We start from the raw sequence: 24,821 nt of genomic DNA on the forward strand, positions 1-24,821 counted from the left end.
TTATATGCAGTCAGTTTTGAGATCGGCGTTGAGAGCAACGCTGAGGTCGGGTAGCAACACCGTTAAAGCCGTCGTTTTTGGCGCTTCGCTGTTGTTGGCGTCGCAGGCTTTCGCGAGCGGCACCGAACAGTTGAAGGCGTTTATCGCGCAGGTTCACTCAGCGCATGGCGACTTCGTCCAGCGTGAGGTGAAGGCGCCGAGCAAGGCGGCATCGGCTACGCAGGGCATGGCCGCGCGGCTTGGCGGCACGTCGAGCGGCACGTTCACGTTCGCGCGGCCGGGCAAATTCATCTGGTCGTACGACAAACCCTATTCGCAGGTATTGCAGGCAGACGGCGACAAGCTCTACGTCTACGACAAAGACCTGAACCAGGTCACCATCCGGCCGCTGGGCAACGCGCTGGGCGCGAGTCCGGCCGCGATCCTCTTCGGCAGCAACGACCTCGACAAGAATTTCACGTCGCGCGACGCGGGCGTGAAGGATGGCATCGACTGGCTGGAACTGACGCCGAAAGCGCAAGACACCCAATTCCAGCAGGTCGGTATCGGCTTCAAGAACGGCAATCTCGAAGCGATGGAATTGCATGACGTATTCGGCAACGTCACCTTGCTGACGTTCTCGAATATCGAGAAGAACCCGCCGCTGAAAGCCGATCAGTTCAAGTTCATCGTGCCGAAGGGCGCGGATGTCATTAACGGCTAACCCGGCACACGCTGCTTATGCCGGCGTGAGGAGATGACGGTCCTCACGCCCAGACGCTCATCTGAGCGCCGCTTAAGTCGCTGACGATTGTCGCTGCTCCCGGCGACCCGCGACCAACGCCAGATAAGCCAGTGCGCCCACCACGAGCGCCGGCAGCGTTGCGCCCAGATTCGGCAGCCACTGATTGATCGCGTGATACGCCGCGATTCCCAACGCCCACGCAATAAAACCGCTCACGTGCCAACCGCCCGAGAAGCCGTACGGACCGCGCGGATCGGTGAGCGCGGAGATTTCAACACGACGTTTTCTCACGATAAAGTGATCCACCAGCACCACGCCAAATAGCGGCGCGAACACTGAGCCGATCAGCAGCAGGAAGTTCTGGTACTTGCCCATCTGCACGAGCAGCGCGACCAGCGTGCATAACGCGCCGAATGCCGCCGACAGCAACGGCACGCTCGCCCGTGCCCAGAAAGTACCGGTGGAAACGGCGGCCGAATGGATATCGGCGAACGCGTTGTCGATCTCATCCATGAGAATCAGCAGCAGCGCAATCCCGCCCGCCGCCTGAGCCAGTGCAACGGTCAGCAGCGCGTCACCGCCACCGGCCGCCAGACCGTAGAACGCACCCAGCGCATAAAACCAGATGTTCGCGATTCCGTAGCCGAACAGCGTGCCGCGAAACGTACCGCCCGCGCTGCGGCCGAAACGCGTGTAATCCGCGATCAGCGGCAACCATGAGAGCGGCATGGCAACCACGAGGTCGATACCGGCCCCGAACGGCATGTCGCCCGTGCCGGGCCGGTTCATCAGCGCGCCAAAGTCTTGTTTCGCCAGCAGATTCCAGGTCAGCCAGCCCGCTCCGCCGAGCAGCAGCCAGATCCCCCATGTGCGCAAGAAGCGCCGGACGAAGGAGAGCGGGCCGGTGATTGCGAGTGTTGTTGCCAGCACGCCGAAGATCAGTGTCCAGATCAGCGGCATGGAGAGGCCGAATGACTGTTTGGCGAGGGCATCGGCGGAATCGCGCATCACGATGATTTCGAACGAGCCCCAGCCGACCAGTTGCACCGCGTTGATCACCGCGGGCACGGACGCGCCGCGCAGCCCCAGCGTGGGGCGCAGCGACGACATGGCCGCAAGGCCAGTGTCCGTGCCGACCACGCCCGCGAGCGCCAGCAAGACCACGCCGATCACCGTGCCGATCACGATGGCCGCGAGTGCATGCGGCAACGACATGCCCGGCACGAGCAGCGCGCCGGCCTGCGCCACCAGCAAGCCGATGCCGAGTGAAAACCACAATGCGAAGGCGTCCGACGTGCCGAACGCGCGGCGCGCGGCGGGGACCGGCAGGAGCGGCGCATAGGTCGCTGCGCCGGTTTCGCCGGCCGTGCCCGCAATGTTCTCCGGAGTATTCCCCTTAGTATTCCCTTGTCCCATTCGCGTTTCGTCCTTATCTGTAGGGCTTGGCCCGGTTCATGCGCGTTTCTTCGAGTTTGCCGCGGCTGTCATAATCACCCATTGCGTCACCCGTTACGGCTCGATTTGCGTTTCGTCGAGGCGAAACGTCGATTTTGAAGCAGTGACGGCGTCTGTCTCGAAAAGCGCACGATTATCGCTGTCTTGGCTCTTGCTGCGCACTATCCAAGTTTTACCCAGACTTATTCGGAAACCCTCCAGAGCGCCATGTTCGAAGAAAACCGTGCCAATGTTCCGCTCGCCGAGCGTCTGCGTCCTCGCACTATCGACGAGGTTATCGGCCAGAAACACCTGCTTGGCGCCAGCAAGCCGCTGCGTGTCGCGTTCGAATCCGGCGAAGCACATTCCATGATCCTCTGGGGGCCGCCGGGCGTGGGCAAGACCACGCTCGCGCGGCTGATGGCGGCGGCGTTTCACGCTGAATTCATCTCGCTGTCAGCGGTGCTGTCAGGCGTGAAGGACATTCGCGAGGCGGTCGAACTGGCGCAGATTCATCGGGCGAACGGGCATCAGACGCTGGTGTTTGTCGACGAAGTGCATCGCTTCAACAAAAGTCAGCAAGATGCATTCTTGCCGCATGTGGAATCGGGCTTGTTCGTATTCGTGGGCGCGACGACCGAAAATCCATCGTTCGAGGTGAACAGCGCGTTGCTGTCGCGGGCGGCCGTTTATGTGCTGAAAAGCCTCGACGCAAGCGAACTCACCGAGTTGCTGGACCGGGCGCAGGGTGAACTGGGCGGCCTGACTTTTACCGACGACGCCCGCGATGCGCTGATCGGTTCCGCCGACGGCGACGGCCGCAAGCTGCTCAATAACCTCGAGATCGTTGCGCGGGCGGCGGCGCAGCAGAAGTCGACGAATATCGACGGGCCGTTGCTGGGCAGCGCGCTTGCCGAGAATCTGCGTCGTTTCGATAAGGGCGGCGACGCGTTCTACGACCAGATCAGCGCGTTGCACAAGTCGGTGCGCGGGAGTAATCCGGACGCGACGCTTTACTGGTTTTGTCGAATGCTGGATGGCGGTGCTGATCCGCGTTATCTGGCGCGGCGCATCGTGCGCATGGCATGGGAAGACATTGGTCTCGCCGATCCGCGTGCCGGGCGCATTGCGCTCGACGCCGCTGAAACCTATGAACGGCTGGGTACGCCGGAGGGCGAACTGGCGCTGGCGCAGGCGCTGATTTATCTGGCGGTCGCGCCGAAATCGAATGCGGGCTACAAGGCCTACAACGAGGCACGGCAGTTTGTGGGCAAGGATCAGTCGCGCGGCGTGCCCGTGCACTTGCGCAACGCGCCGACGAAGCTGATGAAGGAGTTGGGCTACGGGCACGAATACCGTTACGCCCACGATGAACCTGACGCGTACGCGGCAGGGGAAACGTACCTGCCGGACGGCATGCGCGATCCGCACTGGTACGAGCCGACGCCGCGCGGGCTGGAAGGCAAGATCGGCGAGAAGATGGCGAGGCTGGCCGAGATGGATGCGCAATGGCGGCGCGAAAACAAAGGCGGGAAGAAATGATCGCGGCCGCGTGTAGCGGCATTGTTGATGAATAGAGTGGCGACTAATTTCAAGACAGGGTTTTCTGGAACGGAAAACGCCCCGAACTTCAGTCCGAACGGCTAACGCGGCCACAGCACGCCAATAACCCTTCGGTGCTGAGCTAAAATCGCGGATTCGCACCTACTAAGAACCGGCCCTGCCATGCTCGACATTCAACTTCTGCGCAAAGACCCCGACGCTGTCGCCCAGCGCCTGGCCCAACGCGGCTATACCCTCGACGTCGCTGCGTTCGCGGCACTGGAAACCGAACGTCGCGAGATCCAGACGCGGACCGAAGAACTGCAGATGCGGCGCAATACGTTGTCCAAGCAGATCGGTGCAATGAAAGGCCGTGGCGAAGACACCGCTGCCGTGATGGCGGAAGTGGGCGGTATCGGCGACACCATGAAGGCGTCGTCGGCGCAGCTCGACGACATCCAGAAGCGCCTTGCGGACCTGATGCTCGGCGTGCCGAACCTGCCGCACGAAAGCGTGCCGGTTGGCCGCGACGAGACGGAAAACGTGGAGTTGCGCCGCTGGGGCACGCCGCGTTCGTTCGATTTCGAAGTGAAGGATCACGTCGATGTCGGTGCGCCGCTCGGCCTCGACTTCGAGACCGGCGCCAAGCTTTCCGGCGCGCGTTTCACGCTGCTGCGCGGTCAGATCGCGCGGCTGCACCGCGCGCTTGCCCAGTTCATGATCGACACTCACACGGAGCAGCACGGCTACACGGAAGCGTACACGCCGTATATCGTGAATCCGGAGATTCTGGTCGGCACGGGGCAGCTACCCAAATTCGCTGACGACATGTTTCGGGTGGAGAAGGGCGGAGAAGAAAACACGGTCACGCAATACCTGATTTCGACGTCTGAGATTTCGCTGACGAACACGGTCCGGGAAAGCATTCTCGAAGCCGCTGCGCTGCCGGTGAAGCTCACTGCGCACTCACCCTGCTTTCGCTCGGAAGCAGGCTCGTATGGCCGCGATACACGTGGCCTGATCCGCCAGCATCAGTTCGATAAAGTGGAAATGGTGCAGGTCGTGTCGCCCGAGAAATCCTACGAGACGCTCGACGAAATGGTTGGACACGCCGAAGCAATCCTGCAGAAACTTGAACTGCCGTATCGCGTGATTACGCTGTGCACGGGCGACATGGGGTTTTCGGCGTCGAAGACATTCGACCTTGAAGTCTGGCTGCCGGCGCAGAACACCTATCGCGAGATCTCGAGCTGTTCGAACACTGAGGCGTTCCAGGCCCGCCGGATGCAGGCGCGGTTCCGCAATGCGCAGGGCAAGCCCGAATTTGTTCATACGTTGAACGGGTCGGGGCTGGCGGTCGGGCGCACGCTCGTTGCGGTGCTCGAGAACTTCCAGAACGCGGATGGATCGGTGACGGTTCCGGCGGTATTGCGGCCGTACATGCGCGGCGTAGAAAAACTGGAAGTACCGAAGGCGCACTGAGCCGTCGTGTTGTAACAGGCTCACGAAAAGGGGTTGGAAATCGATTCCGAGTCGTCTATAATCTTTCTCTTCGCTGAGCATCGACCCGCTCAGCGAAGGCCGCAAAGAGCTGGTAACACGCAGCAAAGCGGTTGCAGTAAATGGAAAGGTGGCAGAGTGGTCGAATGCGCTGGACTCGAAATCCAGTGTACGTTTAGGCGTACCGTGAGTTCGAATCTCACCCTTTCCGCCAGAAATTCATGTAAGCCGTTGAATCTTAAAGGATTCGGCGGCTTTTGTTTTTTGAACTCGCAAAACAACTATCAAAACGTTGAAGGATAAAAAGCTCGATCTCGGGCAGGCGAGACTTTATGCGTCGCCGTAGATTGCGGTTAACTATTGCAGGTCTCGGCTACAGTAGACGTTGCCCTTTAGTGTGATGTTTTGGATAGCATGGTCGAGAAGCTGTTGAAAGCGATAGTGGCCGGTCAATACGTTTGCCAAGTGCACGCCGTCGAGCAACATCATCGTAAGGCCCTTCCCCGTGGGAAGCGTAGCGAGAACGCCGCTTGTAAAGCCAGACATGGAAATGAACAGGCCACGGCCGTCCATCTTGCCAGACAGTTTGTAATGGAAGTGGGCTACTTGCGCAGGATCGGTCTGCGCTGCGGTCCATTTCAACTCGACTAGATAGAATCGCCCCTCGTACTTGATCGCACCGTCGAATTGCTCACCGGTAATTCGGAACGGCTCGACAACCGGGATGTCGCTGACTTTCATCAATTCGGTGAAGATCTTCTCAAGCTCGTAGCCCTTTTCTTGAGCCGCGAGGCTATGCGCGGCCAGAAATCGATGCTGAAGGCGAGCTAGCTTGCTTTCATAGTTGTCTATGGCGACCTTGGCCGAAGTACTGCGCGCTGCCTGTTTTGCTTCTTGCTCCTTGTTCTGCTTTGCCTGCAAGTCCTTGAGCCGCAGTGCTGCAAGCTGCGCTTTCTGGACTTGGTGACCACTGTCCTGCGGCGTGAAGGTTTCTTGCTCGATGAGGAGACGAACAAAGTTTCGGGAGACTTCGAGGCGGCGGTTGTACTCGTCATTGCGCAGATGCTGATACAGCGCGTCCATTTGGCCGCGTTTGGTCAATGCTTTTCCGGCTTCATCCCGGAGTGTCTTGATGCGCTCAATGACGGGTACCGTCACCCCAGAGCGCTGCCATGCCTTGTGCAGGTCGCTCTTATACCAGTAAAGATTTGCCAGTCCATCTTTGATCAGGACTTCAATTTCTTCATTGAATACGTCGAACATTAATTGTCCCGATACGAGAGGTGTGCCTATTCTGGAATGTAATACGTCAAACGAACGTTCGTTACTGGCCTCGGAGAATAGGACAATTGTAGCGGGTGCTTTGTATGCGTGAATGCTCCTCCTGAATTGCCATGCGAAATTTGTGGCTGAGTTCCAGAAGCAGTGCGCACGACGCTGCTGTACCGCTTACCGTATTTGGGCGCTGACCGGTGAACGGGAAGCAGTGCTAAAGTGACGAAAACCCGGCGCAGGATCAGGCTGGCCGGGCTTCGGGTAGGTGCATGCTACCGGGCGGACTAAATAGCGCAAAGCGCAGCGTCCTCGCGTATGGAGCGACTGCTAAACCACCTGCATTTCTGCAGAATCCAGTCAGGTGCGCGTTTGCCTGTCTACGCGCTGTGCGGATGGAGTGGTGATCCAGAGTTTTTAGAATCATTCACCGCATGATCAAAAACGTTTGCACGTTCGACCCCTTTACGCCGACGCAGATGACGGCGCGAAGGCATTATATCGCGCCGTCCGATCTTGCATAGGTTTCTAGAAACGTCGACGGCAGAGGGCTGGCGTCGCATACTCCAAAGGAAATGCATGCGGCCGCGCGGGCAACGCGCACGAGCCGTATGGCGAAGGGTTGGTGATCGCGGCCGACCAACCCAAGGCACTCTGTTCACACGACAACCTTGCATGCGGCTTTGCCGCTGATCGCCTTCAGTAATCGAATTTACGGGCCGGAAATATTTTTGACCATACCTTGCTTGGTTTCGGGCGGGCAAATGAAGCATAAATCTCCCCGGCGTCTGCGATAGCATCTGGATCGCTATTTCGTAGCGCTCCAGCTTCCGAAAGTTCGACGGCGTGGTGCGCAAACCGCTTAACTAGCTTTCGATGCCGACTTGGCTCGGTAAAATAATCTATTAGGCTTGAGATCGTGAAAATGAGAATAATGGTAGGTAGCCCGAAAAGAAGAACAAACTCGATTGCGTCCTTCCAGTCGCGATAATGTCCGATAGATACATCATTCGAAAGGCTAACTACAGACATCTGCGGTGCCTTGTCCCCGTCGAATACAAAGACGGCGTCGTAGGATTCGCCCGCGCTTTGCTTTGGAAACGCCTTGATCTTAAAATTTTTAATCCATGGTTCCTTCGTTGGGATTTCCTCAATAATTTCGGGCTGGGGAATTCCCGACGGTGTAATGATCCCGCTGGAGATTAACGTGAAGGGAGTTTTCGGATCGATGATCGAGAACATTAAATCCACGTTGTTGAATTGCTTTGAGGTACGGTTGTATATCGAAAAATCGACGATGCTGGCATTGCTTAGCGGTTTGCCCGCGTACGCCATTGACAGCCCTTGCTGCCCAAGCGATGCGGAAAGATAGCTGTTTCGCGCTTGCTGGTGATATTCGAGATCACTCGTCAACCACTGTTGTCCAATCCAAAAGAGTGCAGCACCCGCGCATGCTGCGGTGACCCCCTTTACGGCTTCCCCGGAAATAAACTTCCTATATTCCATTCGGCTCCCTTTTTCTTTCCGCTCTTTCTAGACTTGTAGGTCCTGGCTACGACGAATTCCGCCCGCTCCGGACTGCTCGCACAACGAATTAGTTATCGGTGCGACGTGGAATTTCTTTAGTTGTCTTGCGTTGCTTCGGACAAGTTCGCATGAAGCCGACTGCAAGACACTCTGTCGTGTTCGCTCGGCGTGGGATCGCAAGTCGAGGATCGAGATAGTCAATCGTCCGATTTCTTGTCGGCCGGAACGTCGGTCTGTTCATTCCCATGTTTATTTACCTCAAGGAAGTCGGGAATTTGTAGGCTGCATACCCGCGTCTTCGAGGAAACTGAGTCGCCGACCCGGGTAGCACGATTCGCAATTTATTGATGGGCGCGCGGGCACCGGGCAAATCTGTCTGTCATCGGCCGGTCGTTTAAGCACGAGTCGACGGCGACCAGGGCCATCTATGCGTGTCTCTGGCTCACGCCCGTCAGAAACTGAATGGAGGCAGCGGAGGCAGTCCTGCAGGTGTCCAATTTTTTCGCGACGTCGGCCCAAACCCTGTGCGAGTGGACTGCGGGGGTTCGGGGCGATTAGGAGCGTATGCGCGTAAGCGTCGTGCGGACAGAGTGCTGCGTGCCTGGGGTTCGCTGCGCAATGGATTCCGGATCAAGGGGGCAACCATTTTATGCTTCGCGCGCATCTTAGCTTCCGAATTACGGGGCATGGTAGGTAAAATAACTGAGCGTCGCATTCAGCGAGATATTTGCAACAGTACAAATGCTTGGTGGTCGAGTTAGCTTGGCGAGCAAGTCACCTAGTTGCACGAGGAAACCCATGGAAAAGGTCGTATCAACTGCTCGTCTCAAGTCCGACCCTGTTGGGCGGCTACTCATTGACGATTTGCAAAGGAATGCGGAGGCGTTGCGGCTGGAAAACGCCGTTCTTTACTATGATTTTCCGCTTTTCAGAGACTACGAGGAAGAGTTGTACCAACCGGCGGTGTTTATCTTACATCCGGAAAAAGGTGCAGTGGTAGTATCGGTTCCCGATACCGCATTTGATATTGCAAAGCAAGATTATTTGCTAGATGAATTCCATAATTTATTGTTTGCGAAGCTGTTGGCCAGTCGGCGCCTCAGAAGTGGGAAAAACGCGTTAAAGCTCAATATAACAAGTATTTTGTTTTTGCCGCACGACTTCGGCGTTGAAAATTACTCTGGTGAAAACATCGCAGTCGGATCTTTAGACGGCCTTCGTGCAGCTATAGCGTCCATTGAAATACGCCCATTAGCGAACGATGATTTTCTCGAAGCACGCTCTGTTATCGAAGGTGTAAAGGCGCTATCGAAGGCACCGGCTAGAGAGACCGATCTCGATGATTCAAAGCCGAAAGCCTTAGTCCTTCGAAAGCTTGAGGACGAAATCGCTAACTTCGACGCGCATCAGCGAAGGGCTGCCTTAACGGTCGCATTGGGTCCGCAACGGATTCGCGGTCTTGCTGGTTCGGGCAAGACGATAATTCTCGCGTGGAAAGCCGCCCATATTTTGCTGACAAACCCCGATAAGAAGATTCTGTTCACCTTTTACACGCGCAGTTTGTACGAGATCATACGCAAACAAATTACGCGTTTTTATCGTCACTTCCGTGATTCCGATCCGAATTGGGAGCAACTGCATGTCTTGCATGCTTGGGGCGGCCGTCGCGAACCGGGCGTTTACTACAATGCGTGCCTTGATCACGGGATAACAGCGAGGACGTTTAATCGCGCAGCACCAATGAGCTTTGATGCCATCTGTGCGGACCTCGTTGGTAGAGCCGCTCTCATGCACAAATACGACGTTGTGTTGGTGGACGAGGCTCAGGACCTGCCTGACAGCTTTTTTCATATTCTTTTTCAAATCACCAAGGGCAATCGAGATGAAAAAACCATAATTTGGGCGTACGATGAGTTCCAGTCGATTTTTGCGCCTCGCATGCGAACACCCAAGGAGCTTTTTGGTATTGATGATGATGGAGCTCCTCGCGTTGACCTTGATCGTTCGGCCCAGAAACTTGGTTTGGGCGAGTACCTCAGCAACGATCTCGTTCTCTACAAGTCGTATCGGAATCCATTAAATGTATTGGTCTGCAGTCACGCCATTGGGCTAGGGATTTATGGACCTCAGATTGTCCAAATGCTGCAAGACCGCGAGCATTGCGAAGATGTCGGATACGTTGTCGAACAGGGTGATTTTTCTACAGGGTCGGACACGGTATTAGTAAGGCCTCAAGAAAATAGCCCATTAGCCGTGCTTCAATATGAGAATCCCGCGGAAATAATTAAGCTTTGTAAGGCAACGAAATTTTCGGAAGAGCTTGACTGGATCGTCGCGGAAGCTGGTTCGCTGATGAGCCAAGGACTTCGGGCGGACGACATATTGATCATCTGTCTCGATGACATGAACGCAAAGACATACCACGGTGCCTTGGCGGAGCGCTTTAGTGCACACGGCGTTGGCACGCACGACGTCTTAAATAATCCATTTGCGGCTTCTACGTTCCGTTCTGAAGGCCGCATCACGCTAAGTACGGTCCACCGTGCAAAGGGCAACGAGGCGGCGGCGGTGTTCGTAGCTGGCATTGACGCGGTTGCTCCGGACCTGCGAGGCCGTCGCGCCCGGAATCGGTTGTTCACAGCTTTCACACGAACCAAGTGCTGGTTGCGCGTCAGTGGATTGATTCCAACTGCCGACGGGCTATTCAATGAAATTGAGACTGCCATTAATCTGTCGCCTCGTTTGCATTTTTCGTGGCCAGACGTCGCGAACGTCGAAACGATACAGCGAGACCTGAGCGGACGCCAAGCGAAAGCCAAGCGACTTCACTCTGATTACGTAAAGCAGATGACAGAGCTTGGGTTCACGGAAGACGACGCGCAAACCTGGAGCGAGGGAGTGGAAAAAAGTGAATGAGCGCGAATTTCATCAATCGCTGATTGGCGCTCATGCGTTTTTTAAAGACTTGGGAATCGCTAGACCAATGGTTGCTCCGCGATCCCTTCCGGTGAATCCGAGCTTCAACAAGTTTGCGCTTGATACAGAACTGCCTTACGGAGACGTCTACTTTGCAGGCCTTCGGCTTGGGCAGTTCAATTTCCAGCTTTCAGATTTTTCTTATTTTCAGTTTAGCTTCGCGACCAGCGATGACGTTCGCTATGCATTTTATCCAGCTCCGTTCGGCGCAAAGGCCCAAGCGCGACTGGACCTGCTACATCAGTTGTTATTGCGCGGAGACATTGATGAAGAGGCATATCACACCTTTGCTGAAGAGGTGCCGCTCAACTACGGCAGACCACTTCTTCGCTACGAGTACAACGTCGGTCAATACAAACTGGGACTGCATCCTGCTTCGCATTTGCACATTGGTACGTTCGGCGACGATCGATGGGCTTTCCAACGGCAGCTTACGCCACGCGCATTCGCGTTGATCATAGGGAAACTTTATTTTAGGCCCCATTGGGAGGCGGTGACGGTAAATGGAGAGGATGATTCACGAGAAAATGAGTTTGATCGAATTCTTCTTGAGGAAAGGCGCCAGTGTGTCATAACTCCGCAGCATATGTTTTCTGAAGAGGAGCATGCATTCTTCTTTTCGTGATGTCACGAATAAGACCACAATTATGCAGTAACAGCTACGCCAAGCGGGTAAGCCGCAAGTTGTCTCAGTTTTTCAGAGTTCGCATTCGATCACTGAATCGCATGTCGACGGCGTTCTAAGGTTGGTGCTGGTCCATGAGCATGCGCAATCCGAGGGAGACGGCCGCAAAGGAACGCTTTTAACAGGCCTGCGGGATACCGAAACCGGTTGAACCTGTTGAGAATATAGTCGAGCATGCCGCACTAATTTATGCGCTCTCCGCGCAAGCTCGCTTTATCGTCGCGATCCCAACGCCAAACTGTTCGGCCGTCACCCTAATGCTCGCGCCGTTCTCAGCGCGCCACGCTTTGATCGCAGCATAGTCATGCGCCCGCGTACGGCCCACGTACTTTCCCGCAGCCTTCGCAATCGCCACGCCGCGCCGTTGCATCTCCACCCGGTTCGTGTAGTCCGCTTCGCCCTGTGCCGCCATGAATGCCAGCACGGCGTCGCGCATGGCTTTCTGAATCGCGTCCTTCTCCCGTCCGTCGAACGACATCCCGTTGAGCGTGCATTCAACGCGGATGCCCTGTTCCATGAGTCGGCGCATCGTTCGGTGTAGTTCGTCGTATCGGCGGCTGATGCGATCTAGCCAGCGGACGACCAGGACACCGCCGTGCCGGAGATCATGCTCGACCCTACGCCACTGCTCCCGATCTTCTGGTGCAACGTGGTAGCCGCTAATGCCCTCGTCAATGAAGATGTCCTTCTCGTGTACGCCGTGCTGTCTGGCGTCCTCGTACTGGCTCGCTGACGACTGTCCATCAGTGGTCGAAATTCGCCCGTAGTAGCGTTTGTGCATGGTTTTATATGGATCTTTTGAGTTAGTAGCTCAATATTACCACATGGCTCAACAACGATTAATTCTGTTGAGCCAGTCCGCGCGGCTCCGAGCCATGGCTCGCTACGGTGTACCCGTGTGAGCTACGCTAGGATCGATGACGCGGTAGATGAATCTGCCAGGGCGTGCGGCGACTTTCGAAGAGCCGGAATAACTGTATAAGAAAAATTTATAATCGAATACACATGACGATGCTGGCGATGGTCGCTAAGTTCGAGCGGGATTTGATCATCGAGCGCACGCCTGCGGGCCTTGCAGGGGCAAAGGCAGTGGAGAAGAAGTTAGGACTCAGGGACGGGCCAACTCCGGAGCAAAAGGCGATGATACGGACGAAGCTCGCGGAAGGAGAATCAGCTCATGGACTGGCGAAGGAACATGACGGGGCAGAGCCGAGAGCTCGGGCAGCTCGTTACCGACCGCCAATAGTTCATCCGTTGCCGCCTTCGAAATCGTTAGCGTGTCCGTACTATACTGTTCTCGCGCGATACCGTAGTTCCATAGCCGAGTGCGAGTTGCAAAGTTCCGCCATCAGAACTTGCACTGCACCCCTCACATAGTTCAATCTTCTACGGACTTACCGAGTGCACTTGGTGACAGCGTCTCGAATAGATAATGAAATAAATCGTCGCCTTCATACTGATATCGGAGCGTAGCATCGGTCAACAAAGCGTTGACCGCTCGATACGACTCGAAGTCAAAGCGCACTTGCGAATCGTATGCGCTCTCTCTTATGAAATCGGTCTCCTCCATTCCATGGTAAATGACATCAATGTGCGGACTATCAATCGTATGGAAACCTTCGCCGTTGAGCGACTCAATCCTATCTGTGACACTGTCAATTAGTTCTTCTGGGGTTACGGCGGGTTCTCCAGTATTGTAAAAACGCACGAGCATATCCAGGACGAACACAAGCTTTGCCGGCGACAGGTCGGCGACCTCGTTTCGTGCAAGCTTGCGCACAATATCCTCTTCACGAACGAGACGCTCGACGGTCGCAGACACGGTGTCGCTTCGGAGTCTTAGAAAGGCATGACAATGCTCGGGCTCGATTACTCGAACCCGGGGAAGTTTTCCGAGTTCTGACGCTACATTAGCAATCTGCACTCCATGAGTCTTCCTGTCAGTGCACAGCAGGATGTAGTAGCGTTCTAGCGCTCCCTCATGTTCGCTGCACGCATCGACGTACTGAGCTTTCAGCTCTTTCAGCACGTCGCCTCGTCTGATGTCATCGAAGGACTTTATCTGGATACCAACAAAGCGATCATTTTCCTTCTCGTCTAAATTCATATCGTACCGAAGACGAACGTCAATGCCCTTGTCGCGCATCCCCTGCACCCGGTTGGAAATGGCACAGTATTTCAAAAAATAGTCCAAGATCTCTTGTGTCAGCTCTAGCACTCGCGGCACCAGATCTTTGTCGTGTTTCAGTTCTCGGAAACTATCGGTAACCTGCGACGGGCTTCGCCGAAGGAGCAACAATTCCTGCAGTACAACGCAAGGCGTGGTGATCATCGATCCCTCCTCGACCGCGAATATATCGATGCCGTTCGTCCTCGTATTCGGTTCACTCTGCTACCTCTTCCCATTGTTCCGTTCTTTCATTCCGCCGCATGTGTTGCTGGGTGGGGTAATCTCTACCCACAGTTCGGAAAGCCGCGAGAATTTGAGCGAGTTCAACAAAATATAGTTTTTCATTTCTCGCTTTGTCCGAGGCCACGTACGCTCCTGCCAGAGCCCCGTCTGCATGCTGAACAGGTACAAAGATGTAGCTGTGAATAAACTGATTGCAGACGAACGCAAGGTCTCGTTGCTCTGTATGCGTAACGTCCAGATCGAACAGCTCACCAATCCGATGCGCATTCATGTAGTCAACCGTTTTGATGCACGGGGACCAAACCATCTCAAGCATCATCGTTCGTGTACTTGGCGACATTTTGAAGGTGTCCAGAAGTTTGCGGATTGCGTAGAAGCCAACAAATAGCTCACGCTCGACGCGCACGAGGATGCGCTCTTCATTCGTGCCTTCTATGCGCAAGCGTTCCAGCCACGTGGCAGCACGTAGCAGGGGCTTTTTCCAGTAGTGGGACTCCGATATCATCATTGAGCCTTTTTGCGAGTCGCCGCTGTCGGGAATTCGGTCCCTATGATATTACTTGGAAGCGGTCGCGTACGAAACATTGGTGGAGTCTGGCGCCGAACGACTTCGGTCGACGGCAGTCGGTCGTCTACGGACGCTCATGGCCTTGCCTGTACTCTTCACCCTCGGGTCGACCGCAGCTAGGCATTTTCGCGAGAAGCCCGCCGAATGGGAAGTGTCGGGACGAGCGACGATAAATTCAGTTCCTGGCCGTCATTGTTGCGCGGGTCGTCGTGGATCGCGCGCGCGAGTGTCGATAATATGCGTCTACGTCATTGCGTCACCTTCGCCGGAGTATGAATCAAACATGCCACACTCAAGACAATCGATTAGCCCAGCGGCGCGAACCCATTTGCTTTGTTATCTGGTGGCGAGTGCGCTTGCATCCCACGCATTGACGAAAACGTGGCGAGTTGAACACGTCGTCGAATCGGCACGCATCTGGTTGGCTAGAAACAAGACGTCGGCCAGCTGGCTTGATCGGCTGATGCTTGGTCAACTAGCGCTGAAGTTGTCTCGCGAGCACCTGTCCGCTTCGAACACAGTACGTCAATCGGATGCCCTCGCGCTGTTCACGGATGAATTGGGACTGAATTATCAAAGCCCGATGATCGGGCACATCTGGCAGCGGTGCAGCGATGCGCTGGAGGTAGGCTCTTACCGCGCAGGCGCATAGTGGCCACAAAGGGACGTTGCCTCGGGCTTTCAGACAAACGTTCGAACGTCGCATGCACCTCGGTAACCGACGACCGCGCGGCGATCGCGTCCATCGAACTCTTGACCATTGCCGACGAGAGTTGGTAGTGGCAAAACTCCTCCTTGGATTGCGGATCTGACCGAGGAGGCGAAAGCTCAGCTTCTGACCAAGAAGTAAACTGTTGTGCGTTTGATTGCGGGGATCCGAGCGTCGCGCTTGCTGCCCTTGTAAGTTTGGAGTGAGAACGTGAAGAAGATAATCATTAGCCTGTGCTTGCTATGCGACGCCGGTGTCGGCCATGCTGAGAACTGGGTAAAGCAGGTTGATACGCCACATCTGATCTACATGGATTTCGATTCGCTACGATATAAGGACGGACTCGTTAGTTTCCTGGAAAAGGAAGCCTTTCCAAGCCGAGTTAGCACAAGGCTGCCACCTACGTATCAGCAACAGATCTCCTTCAATCAAGCTGTTTCACTGCAGATTTTGAATTGCAAGCTTTTGACAATGACGCGCATAGAAACGAGGTATCTCGACGTTACCGGTGAGGTCGTAGCAACACAACAGTTTGATGGTTCGAGCTGGGGGCCTGTCAGAGCCGACTCGTGGCTGAATGGGGCGCTGAAAAACATCTGCCCCCCGTAGGACTATCGTCACTAATAGAGCGTTGGTCATATGCGGTATCAACGGCGCGACAGCAGGCGTCAACCAGGCGAAGACCGCTGAAGAGGGTAGTCGCGCGGAGCGTCGCTTGATTCGACTCGTGCCACAAAAGCGGCGACCTGAAATCCAGCTTGCTCAAACCAAGATTCGGCAGGTGAACGACGGGTAGTAAGAAGCGGGTATAAGCATGTTGGCCATGGTGGCGGCATGATCACAATGATCAATAGTCCGGGCTCGACCTAGCCGACCCATCAGCGGCCATGGTCACCGTGCTGCGCAGCGGACAGTCGGCGTACGTTAGACTAGTGGCGTCAACGTGGCGATTTAGGTCGCCACTTTGTATGCAGTAGGGGCACGGGTTTGGGGTCTGTCTTCGCGAGGACGTTCACAGCGATGCGCTCGCAGTAGACGCGGGCCAGTTCGGCTTGACTTAACTTCTCTAGTTCTTGAATGTCAGGTGAGCCGACCAAGAATTCCAACAATTTCTCTTTCGATGTCTGGGAGTAGCTAGCCAGAACGAAGTCATAGAAGTCGACCGGCGTATACGCCTTGTGGTTTACAGAGACGTCGCCGAAAAAGGTCTCCGGATGCTTGATCCAAGCGGCGAGTTCGGCATCCGAAAGTGTCGCTCGGAATGTGATCGATTTGCCGTCGTCGGTATGAGCAATGCACATTGCGACCTTCTCATTCTCCATGACAACCGCTGAAACGAGTGTGCCCGAGACGTGGTTGCCATCTGCATCTGGAATGATGTATCTGTTACCTATCAACAGCTGATCCTTGGTGTCCGTGAATGCGAGTTCAGGATTCGCGCCATCGAAAGTTGAAGGGATTTCCGAGTGGACTCGTATTGACTTGAGCAAATCGTGCATCTCGATATGAGCTTGTCGACCATCTACGGCCGCGCGCAACGTCGAAAACTCATGATCGAGCTTGAACTCGTCGATATGGAAGCCGTCGGCCAAGACGACGCTGCGTCCCCGTGTCTCATCGAGGTGGTGTTCCCAAGGTGAATTAGTGAGAACGACGTAGGCAGGCGGAAGACGCTGCGCTTGAGGATCAAGTACTTCGAATCTCCTCAAAAGATCGAACGCACGCTTGACGAATGCTGGAGGCTGGCCGTCGACGCCCTCGTCTGGAGCGTTTAGGTCGATGAAGACGATGCGGGTTTGGTTCGCTGCCTTGTTAAGCGCGCGCACAAGTTGCCGAGTGATCCTGCCGCTCTGTGCTCTTTTCGCTTCAACCGAAAACTTCTTTCCTGTGCGCGTGTTGGTTGCCGTGAATTCACAGTGCGATGTCTTGCGATCGTCCTCATCTTCAAATTCGAGCGTGAATCCAGCGCGAACCAGCATCGCAGCAACCTGCACTTCATAGCGAGCACCGGAGAAGTGCTCGTTGTTGTGCAGTCGAGCTATCAGCTTAGCTCGAAGCTCGGCGTTATGTTCAAGCGCGTACAAGTCGTAAGCGAGATTCATGTAGGCAGAAACTGCTCCCGTCATCTTCGCACTTACAACCTGTCCAGGCTCCGTAATAGATATTCTCTGCTGCTCGCAGAGCTTGTGATACCAGATAAGGATGGGATGCCGCTGGTCCAAGGGTTTCTTTAGCTCTGCATTACCCCACTCCGTGCCTATCGCGTCTTTCAGATAGTCGATGAGGAAGTCATGGAACGTTTTCCACTTACAGGAGTACAAGATGCGGTTCTTGACTGCGACCACCTGGTGGCCGCTATCCAGTGTCGCCGCAATGATTGGTCGGCCGAGCCCTTGTTGCTGTTTGCGTTGATGTTCGTGCGCCAGATGACGCGCGTTCAAGGTCGGTATCGCGGCCATGACTTTGGCAAGACGCTCCATGTCCCCAAGGGCGCCATGACACTTCTTGTATTTCATCCCGCTGCCACAAGGACACGGGTCGTTGCGGCCAACTTTCGCCAAATGTGTTCCCCTTGCATCTCAGGCATTAAATTCACCGTGCCATCAAATGCGCCCGTGCAGATCGGACACATACCGGCACTTCGACAGTGGTGGTCAACGCATTGAGATCTGCAAAGACTTATGGCTTGCGCCATTTATCAGGGTTACCGCCGGAAGTATTGCGCACACGCTCGACGTGTATTGCCGCATCAGGGTTGATTTGGCGGGCACGCTCTATCGCTTGCTGTTGCGTGGATTCGACGGCGCTGGCACGTTGGGCTCCCGGCTTTGTCACCGCATAGGAGCCATCGGGGCGCCGTTCCACGTAGAGGTTATTGCTCATAGGGCCTCTCGGAATCTGGCATATGCCCGCCAGAGGCTAAGCACTAGAAATAGTACTTCGGTTGAAAGACTACCACCGGATCTAGTGCCTGGGTGGAAAATCGCGATGCCCGCCAATTCTCCCAAAGCTCAACTTTGCAGAGCACCACTCCTACGCAGTGGATAGCTCTAGGATGGATATGCGCAGTCGTTCTTGAACTTCTGCTATTGGCCGGACGCAGCCGATCAGAGAGCTTAATCACCGCATTATTCATTCGGCTGAGGACCGAACACATGCGGACATGGATCTCATTCATGAGATAGAAGGCGCGCTCGGAAACATTTAATCATGATATCCATGAAGACGAAGCGGAGATGCAGCAAAAAACGGCTGCGCGCAAGGCGCACCCGTTTCTTGTTTCTTCTTGGTGCTTCCGGGTCTGTAATGTCGAACATACGCTAACATTATCCTTTAGCGTATGTTTCGGCTAGCCATATGCTGTCTTTCCCGCGAGCGAGAGAAGGCAGATAGATGAGGTTCAGATTGGCATCGTTGGTCGACACAGGGCTACCGTTTGAAAAATAACTCCAAGTGATGATGATCGACGATCTAGCCGACCTACCAGATTATCCCGCTCTCCAGCAATTCGCTCGTGCGCTTTGGCGTAACGGTTCCAGCCGAGGCGCCGCGCTTCTGATCGGTGCGGGATTTACCAAGAATGCGATCCGCCCTGGTATGGATACACCGGCTCCGCCGCTTTGGTTCGATCTCGCCCGCGATCTGGCCGGCCAACTCTATTCCGGCGCAACGCACCAGGCTCCGACAAATCCGCTAAGAATCGCCGAGGAATATCGAACGTATTTCGGGCAGGCTGCCATGGACGACTTTATCCGTGCGCGGTTTCCAGATCGCGCGTGGTTACCCGGCCAGTTGCATACCGAGCTCCTGGAATTTCCCTGGTCCGACATCCTGACGACCAACTGGGACACCCTCCTTGAGCGGGCAGCGGAAAGTGCGGTAGACGCAACATATGATGCTGTTCGCTCAGAAGCAGACCTTCCGCACGCACGGTCGCCGCGCATTGTTAAGCTGCACGGGTCGATCGGAGATGTCGGACCGTTGATCTTTGCGGAAGAGGACTATCGGACATACCCCGCCAAGCATGCGGCCTTTGTTAATCTTGCACGGCAGATATTTATCGAGAACGAACTGTGTCTCTTGGGTTTCTCCGGCGATGATCCGAATTTCCTTCAGTGGGCTGGCTGGGTCCGCGACCAACTGGGTGGGAATGCTCGCCGTATCTACCTTGTTGGGAATCTTGACTTGCCACCTGCGAGACGGAAATTCCTAGAGTCCCATAACATCGCTCCGATCGACTTTGCACCTATTGCCGGCAATGTTTCCCCAGAGGAAAAACATGCTACAGCAACGCGTCTCTTCTTTGATGCGCTGAGGGCGGCAAAGCCCATTCCACTACATGAATGGCCGTTGACACCATCCAGCCTCTATCCGCTCCGAAGCTCAGGAGCTGATGTGTTTCAGCGTGTTCGCAAAGATGACGCTTTCGCAGCCGAATTGCTCGACAAAACAGCGGCGCTCTTGAAGGCCGACCGGGAACGATATCCTGGATGGTTCGTCTGTCCACGGACCTTTCGGCACAGCCTTCAATTTGGCGGCGACGAGGCCTGGCTTTTGCGTGCGCCCGTGCTCGCGCGCTTCGACTATCCCCGACGCGGAGAGATTCTGTATGAACTTCTATGGCGTCGTACGATGGGCTTCCATCCGCTGCCTGAGCAGTTGGTCCAGGGCATTACACAGTTCCTCGAAGCGGTCGAGATTGAAACCGAACCAAGTTTGCGTTGCCATTTTGCGGTTGCGCTAATGCGGGACGCCAGGTTGTCCAACGACGACGATACTTTGGACAGGTGGGGGAAATTTGTTGAGGCCAATACCTCAGCCGATGAATCCATCAGATTGGAAGCGCAATACCAGAGATGTTTGCGCGCGAGAGACCGGTTGGACCTCCATGCGCTATCAACGGGTTTAGCTGCGCTTGATTCGGATGACCCGATCTGGCGGATACGTCGCGCTGCGCTACATGCCGAAATAGGGCGTTACGTTGAAGCGACGAAGTTAATCAAGGAGGCGACCGTCGATCTGGATAAACGACACAGGTTAGATCGTTTTTCCCTTTGGATTAAGGCCCGACTCGGATGGGCTGATTGGCTGAGCCGTGGCGTGGACGCAGCGAATTTCAAACGACGATCCGACGCGACACGACCGCGAGAATTCAAGGACCTCCTGATCGATCCATCGCAAGAAATCGAACACATGGAAAATCAGGCGCAAGCAATTGAATCCAAGCAGCGTAAAAACGATGTGGAGGTCGTTCCGTTGTTCGATCCAGGACACTATCGTGACTCTTCCGGAGAGGGTCTGGGCAACGCGCTTTCCGTACTCTATGAGCTCGACCAGTTAATTGAGGTAGTGGGGCTGCCAATTCGCATTAACAATGTCGGAATTTGTAGTGAAGCTGCAATCAGCAGTGTCAAAATAACCTACCAGCAGACCGTTGACTGGTATGTTTGGTTGCTTCGTGCGCTACACAGCCATTTCGATGAATCTTTCGACCGGTACTTCGGGCGCGTGGCGATTGCGCAACTCTCGCCTGAAGTGAGCGGCGAACTTATCTCCATCGTAAATCAGGCAATCTCCTACTGGTTTGATCTCGTTGAAATGTCGCAAAGCCCAGAACATCGAGATGACCTGATGCATGCTGGGGATCAGCTAAGATTACATTTGACCGTTTTGTCACGCCTGACGGTCCGAATGTCCGAAGACGAGGCTCAACGTGCATTCGAACATGCGCTTGAACTCGCAAAGAATTCACTCATTTGGCACCACTGGTTGCTTGAGGCGCTGAGCGAGCTTGCGAATTACGCTCTAGCGGCAATCTCAAATGAACGACAAGGCAAGCTGGCACTCGTTTCAATGGAGTTTCCGCTGTCCGTCGAGAAGGGGGCCGAAAAACGTTTCTGGCCATCGATTGTCCGGGCCGCATGGGAGTCGATGCCGGACAGGCTGAAAGATGATGGACGATGGCAACATCGCGTCAACCAGCTTATACAGGCAGCACGGAAAGGACAGCCGGCACGGGACGAGGCAATTTTGCGGCTTGCTTACCTTGCGATTCACAAAGTGCTAACGACCGAGGAAGAATCTGCCTTTGGGGACGCGTTGTGGTCGGACACAGATGAGCAGGAGGATGCACTTCCTTCTGCCACTGGTTTACTCGTTAGTACCATCGCTCAACTACCGTACCCCAACGGTATTGACGCGGTATCACATGTACGCGCGAGACTGTTCGGTGTCGACCTGGAAGCCATTCTTGCTTTGCCACAGCCATTGGACTCACGGGTTCTTGCAGACAAGCAGTCTCACCTAGCATCGCTGCTAAATGCCAAACAAATTGGTTTGACGTTGGAAGCTGATCAGGCAATTCGGCTCTTTGATCAGTTGGTAAGTTGGACGCCGATGAAAGCCGATGCCCACGACCCGTTCGGGATGTCTATGGTCAACGACTTCACCGACAGAATGCTAAATCTTATCGGCCCCATCCTGGCGAACGCTGTTATACCGGCGATGACCGACGCCGATAGAACCGAGCAGCGAGCACGCGCGCTTTTAGAATTTATATTTGGTACGAAGGCATGGCACAGCCTCCCAGGTCTTCCTTACTTCCTTGTGGCGTCTCCGGACATGAGCGACGAGGTTGCGACAATGGTACGAAGGGGATTGGTTGGCACTTCGCATCAGCGCGTCAGCAACGCGACGGCGGCTCTGCTGTGTTGGGCAGCACTTGCTAAGGATCGGGTATTGCCTGAACTGCCAGGTGCTCTCATCGAACAATTGATCTCAACCATCGAGACGCGACACGAGCATGGGCTCCACGCCCTCTTGGACGCAGCGTGCGTTTTGCTGAAAGATGGATTTGTCAAGGATGCGAATCCACTTCGACTGAGGAGGGCGATCGCCGACCTTTTGGTTGAAACACAGTATGCCGATATCGATATAGCTAGCCGAAAGGCTGTGTCGGTTTCACTGACCCGTGTCGAATGTGTGAAGCTAGCAATGGCACTCCGAGGACATGTAGACGACGACGGGACTCTAGACGAATGGATCAACGCAGCGAAATGTGATCCTCTGCCAGAGGTTCGCTTTAGCGTGAATCAAACTTGAGCGCTTCAAGTTGGTGTAGCGTGCAGCCGGCATCAATGTATCTTATCCTCACAGTGGGAAGTGTGCGGGTCGTGGAGCGAAATCAGCGTTCCAACCGCACCGCGAATCGTTGTCGCAGAGGACGACCTAAGCTTGCTGCCTAGCAATGTTAGACAACGACGGAGCGCTTGAATATCGGATCTCCAGCGATCTTCCGTGCGTATGCCCACCGCATTTTCCGAAGATCGTCAAGCTCTTGATTTCTTTTGTCTCTCGGTAGAGAGCCGCCACCGCTGTTTAAGAAAATATACCTGACGTCGGTCCAGAACTGCTTCACCGCGTCAAAGAAGTCGGACAGAATTTTGGCCGGGAGGATCAGGCTTGAATACAGCGCCTGATCGTCTGACACCCATCCCGTTGACGGCTTATTTGCTACAGTGCAAAGAGACCAGAAGTGAGGGTAATATTGACTAAGCTCTGCGACCGATCGTCCCTCACCATGACGACAAATATTCGCCACGGTTTTCATTAACCGCAGCACCGGGTAAGCGGGAAAGGCGCTCAGACCAATCTTGCGGTGTTCCTGGAGGAGTCCGCTCAGTTTGTCCAAGTCGCCGGTTCGGATGACCTTAAGCCATCCTGATTCGTCGCGTTTGGAATCCGCCGATAGCAATTGGTAAAGGGCGCTCTTCAACCATGCCCGCAACTCCCTCTCGAACATTCCATCAATGGACAGGCAAAAATTCTGGAGACTTATCTGCCGAATTTCGCGTGTTTGATGGAGATTCCAATGCCGTAGGTAATCTGATGACGACAGGTCCGCTTTTCGTCCCTCTTCTTCGGCGTTCAGTGTATCGAGCCAAGGTTCTACTACCTTGTTCATAAACGCGGAGATCGGCGTGACGTTCAAAATTGCTAACTCATCGACTAGATCGCAATTTCTCCACTTGTGGGTGTCGATCTCGGAGGTAGGGCTGCTCTCGGTCAATGGCATAGAAAGCGTTCTCGGTAAGGGTTTGTCTAGGCGATAGCTACAACATGCTTTTCCCGCGATTATAACGAGCCAAGGTAACGCGCTGCCCGCGCTAAATAAATAGGAGCATACGACCGTTGCGCAACGGGAGGGACGCCATTTGCACTCCAAAAGGCGTGGTTGCGCGTCATCGCTGCATCGAAACTTGATAGCGGAAATCCAAAACGCGTGGCTTCTCGCCGCTGCTTCACGGTGTGAGCGATAGATTCGAAATGGATTGTTTGAGCGCCGCTCGGGAATCAATGAGACTGTGCGTAATGAAACCGGGCAAATCCATGCTTGTGACAAATGCAGCGGGCACCCACACTGCGACCCAGTGCGAGCACCATACGACTACCGCCTTTCCAAGCGCGTTGTCGTGCGACCAGTACCAGCCGTAGCTGGACCAGCTTGTATTGCCGCCCAGCGTGTCTAAAAGCAACTCTTTATCGGGCAGCAGAAGCTCGGCATGATCGAGTATCGTCCTATCTTTGGAGTCCAGAAGATTGCGGGCGTTCATATCCGCAGCAGCCCCCAATGGCGACTTGATGAATTTTTCGACTTCTGAGATGCCAGAGCGAGCCATCGCGTGCATAGCCCGCCAGCACGTTAAGCGAGCGAAATGACCGAGCAACGTTAAGTTCTCAATGGGGCAACTGTCAAACACAGAGTATCCGCACGGTGCATCGCGGCCAAGCAATGTCTCCTCATGGGGAGCGCGGGTGAGATTTAGTGACGTGTAAATCAGATTCGGCTTCTGCGCGATGCCAGAGTTATCAATCAGTCGAGATACTTCAGCTTCGATGGTGCCGCCGAAATGCGAGTCACACTCAATACACATTAAAGGCGCCGTAGGTAGTGACTGGGTTGCTATTATCTTGACGTTCGCCGCAGCAGACCGAACGCCGTTGGCGCGCTTGCTCTTGAAATCATATCTGTTCGACTTTCTCGAATCCTGGCCGAACAGCTTGTTGCGAATGAACTCGCTGATCACGTGGCTGTTGGCTAGGTCTTTCGACTCGCCACAATAGATGCAACGTGGTGCCCCTACACTGTTATTGCTCATCTTCGCCGTGCTCCCACCGCCTCGCCGAGGAGGCCATCAATTCCGTTCTATGCGGACGCAACTCAATTTATACCAAATCCGGAACAACGGACATCCCGGCTAGCGTTTGCTTCTCTCTTCGAGGGTCAATCGTCAGCAAAAGGATGGAGATAACTGGGTGCTGGGCGACGGTTCAAAAAAGCCCACCCGCCGGAGGTCCCGCTGTGTCGACGGCCGCGTGTGAATTTCCGGCATATAGGCGCCATTTCGTTTTCGGCGTAATGGCGCCACCGGATTTCCGGCGTAATGGAGCCACGGCGTTTTCGGCGTAAAG

Annotated in this window: 18 protein-coding genes, 1 tRNA gene and 1 pseudogene; 9 read left to right on the forward strand and 11 right to left on the reverse strand. The window is 54.9% G+C overall.

What is annotated here, in order from left to right:
* Positions 1-4 precede the first annotated feature (4 nt).
* A complete protein-coding gene (lolA, locus tag ABH944_RS36195) occupies positions 5-703 on the forward strand; it encodes an outer membrane lipoprotein chaperone LolA (protein ID WP_404612536.1) in 699 nt (232 codons plus the stop codon).
* A 72-nt stretch (positions 704-775) separates the two neighbouring features.
* On the opposite strand, the gene cytX is transcribed toward lolA, so the two are convergent.
* Positions 776-2,140 (reverse strand): putative hydroxymethylpyrimidine transporter CytX, encoded by a 1,365-nt coding sequence (gene cytX, locus ABH944_RS36200; protein WP_404612534.1) that lies wholly within the window; start codon positions 2,138-2,140, stop codon positions 776-778.
* Between the two features lie 246 nt (positions 2,141-2,386).
* On the opposite strand from cytX, the gene ABH944_RS36205 reads away from it, so the two are divergent.
* The 3 genes from ABH944_RS36205 (at position 2,387) to ABH944_RS36215 (ending at position 5,414) form a co-directional block, all read left to right on the forward strand.
* Positions 2,387-3,700 (forward strand): replication-associated recombination protein A, encoded by a 1,314-nt coding sequence (locus tag ABH944_RS36205; protein ID WP_404612532.1) that lies wholly within the window; start codon positions 2,387-2,389, stop codon positions 3,698-3,700.
* Between the two features lie 183 nt (positions 3,701-3,883).
* Positions 3,884-5,182, forward strand: a complete 1,299-nt coding sequence (serS, locus tag ABH944_RS36210; RefSeq protein ID WP_404612530.1) for a serine--tRNA ligase — start codon at positions 3,884-3,886, stop codon at positions 5,180-5,182.
* 142 nt (positions 5,183-5,324) lie between these two features.
* A tRNA-Ser gene (locus tag ABH944_RS36215) sits at positions 5,325-5,414 on the forward strand.
* Positions 5,415-5,557: 143 nt separating this feature from the next.
* Here ABH944_RS36215 and ABH944_RS36220 read toward each other — a convergent pair.
* The gene (locus ABH944_RS36220; RefSeq protein WP_404612528.1) at positions 5,558-6,463 is read right to left on the reverse strand and encodes a restriction endonuclease; all 906 of its coding nucleotides are present in this window, start codon (positions 6,461-6,463) and stop codon (positions 5,558-5,560) included.
* 708 nt (positions 6,464-7,171) lie between these two features.
* Complete coding sequence (locus ABH944_RS36225) at positions 7,172-7,978, reverse strand: hypothetical protein (protein WP_404612526.1); 807 nt, start codon at positions 7,976-7,978, stop codon at positions 7,172-7,174.
* An 819-nt stretch (positions 7,979-8,797) separates the two neighbouring features.
* Between ABH944_RS36225 and ABH944_RS36230 the strand changes: the two genes are divergently transcribed.
* Both ABH944_RS36230 and ABH944_RS36235 read left to right on the forward strand, forming a co-directional pair.
* Positions 8,798-10,915, forward strand: a complete 2,118-nt coding sequence (locus ABH944_RS36230) for a DEAD/DEAH box helicase (RefSeq protein ID WP_404612524.1) — start codon at positions 8,798-8,800, stop codon at positions 10,913-10,915.
* On the forward strand, positions 10,908-11,600 hold the full coding sequence (locus tag ABH944_RS36235) for a DUF2290 domain-containing protein (protein ID WP_404612522.1): 693 nt from the start codon (positions 10,908-10,910) through the stop codon (positions 11,598-11,600). The genes ABH944_RS36230 and ABH944_RS36235 overlap by 8 nt, the downstream gene beginning before the upstream one ends.
* 247 nt (positions 11,601-11,847) lie before the next feature.
* On the opposite strand, the gene ABH944_RS36240 is transcribed toward ABH944_RS36235, so the two are convergent.
* On the reverse strand, positions 11,848-12,441 hold the full coding sequence (locus ABH944_RS36240) for a recombinase family protein (RefSeq protein WP_404612520.1): 594 nt from the start codon (positions 12,439-12,441) through the stop codon (positions 11,848-11,850).
* A 224-nt stretch (positions 12,442-12,665) separates the two neighbouring features.
* On the opposite strand from ABH944_RS36240, the gene ABH944_RS36245 reads away from it, so the two are divergent.
* A complete protein-coding gene (locus tag ABH944_RS36245; protein WP_404612518.1) occupies positions 12,666-13,037 on the forward strand; it encodes a hypothetical protein in 372 nt (123 codons plus the stop codon).
* A gap of 1 nt (position 13,038) precedes the next feature.
* Here ABH944_RS36245 and ABH944_RS36250 read toward each other — a convergent pair whose 3' ends face one another.
* Positions 13,039-13,992 (reverse strand): hypothetical protein, encoded by a 954-nt coding sequence (locus ABH944_RS36250; protein WP_404612516.1) that lies wholly within the window; start codon positions 13,990-13,992, stop codon positions 13,039-13,041.
* A 52-nt stretch (positions 13,993-14,044) separates the two neighbouring features.
* Positions 14,045-14,581 (reverse strand): hypothetical protein, encoded by a 537-nt coding sequence (locus ABH944_RS36255; protein WP_404612514.1) that lies wholly within the window; start codon positions 14,579-14,581, stop codon positions 14,045-14,047.
* 979 nt (positions 14,582-15,560) lie between these two features.
* Here ABH944_RS36255 and ABH944_RS36260 point away from each other — a divergent pair.
* Positions 15,561-15,959, forward strand: coding sequence for a hypothetical protein (locus ABH944_RS36260; protein ID WP_404612512.1), 399 nt, complete (start codon positions 15,561-15,563; stop codon positions 15,957-15,959).
* 1,877 nt (positions 15,960-17,836) lie between these two features.
* Here the strand turns inward: ABH944_RS36260 and ABH944_RS36265 are convergent.
* Together ABH944_RS36265 and ABH944_RS36270 are read right to left on the reverse strand one after the other, a co-directional pair.
* Positions 17,837-17,920, reverse strand: a pseudogene (locus tag ABH944_RS36265) (SEC-C metal-binding domain-containing protein); the annotation flags it as partial.
* A gap of 109 nt (positions 17,921-18,029) precedes the next feature.
* Entirely contained in the window at positions 18,030-18,233 is a 204-nt protein-coding gene (locus tag ABH944_RS36270; RefSeq protein WP_404612510.1) for a DUF2188 domain-containing protein, read from the reverse strand.
* Positions 18,234-18,806: 573 nt separating this feature from the next.
* On the opposite strand from ABH944_RS36270, the gene ABH944_RS36275 reads away from it, so the two are divergent.
* Complete coding sequence (locus tag ABH944_RS36275; protein ID WP_404612669.1) at positions 18,807-22,451, forward strand: SIR2 family NAD-dependent protein deacylase; 3,645 nt, start codon at positions 18,807-18,809, stop codon at positions 22,449-22,451.
* A gap of 148 nt (positions 22,452-22,599) precedes the next feature.
* Here the strand turns inward: ABH944_RS36275 and ABH944_RS36280 are convergent, their stop codons facing one another.
* The 3 genes from ABH944_RS36280 to ABH944_RS36290 form a co-directional block, all read right to left on the reverse strand.
* Positions 22,600-23,424 carry a hypothetical protein gene (locus tag ABH944_RS36280; protein ID WP_404612508.1) on the reverse strand — a complete coding sequence of 275 codons (825 nt, stop codon included), beginning with the start codon at positions 23,422-23,424 and terminating at the stop codon, positions 22,600-22,602.
* A 226-nt stretch (positions 23,425-23,650) separates the two neighbouring features.
* Complete coding sequence (locus ABH944_RS36285; RefSeq protein ID WP_404612506.1) at positions 23,651-24,508, reverse strand: hypothetical protein; 858 nt, start codon at positions 24,506-24,508, stop codon at positions 23,651-23,653.
* Between the two features lie 132 nt (positions 24,509-24,640).
* Positions 24,641-24,821, reverse strand: a 181-nt coding sequence (locus ABH944_RS36290; protein WP_404612504.1) for a hypothetical protein, incomplete at its 5' end; no start/stop codon positions are given.

The sequence above is a fragment of the Caballeronia udeis genome (genome assembly GCF_044909315.1).
Lineage (GTDB): Bacteria > Pseudomonadota > Gammaproteobacteria > Burkholderiales > Burkholderiaceae > Caballeronia > Caballeronia udeis_A.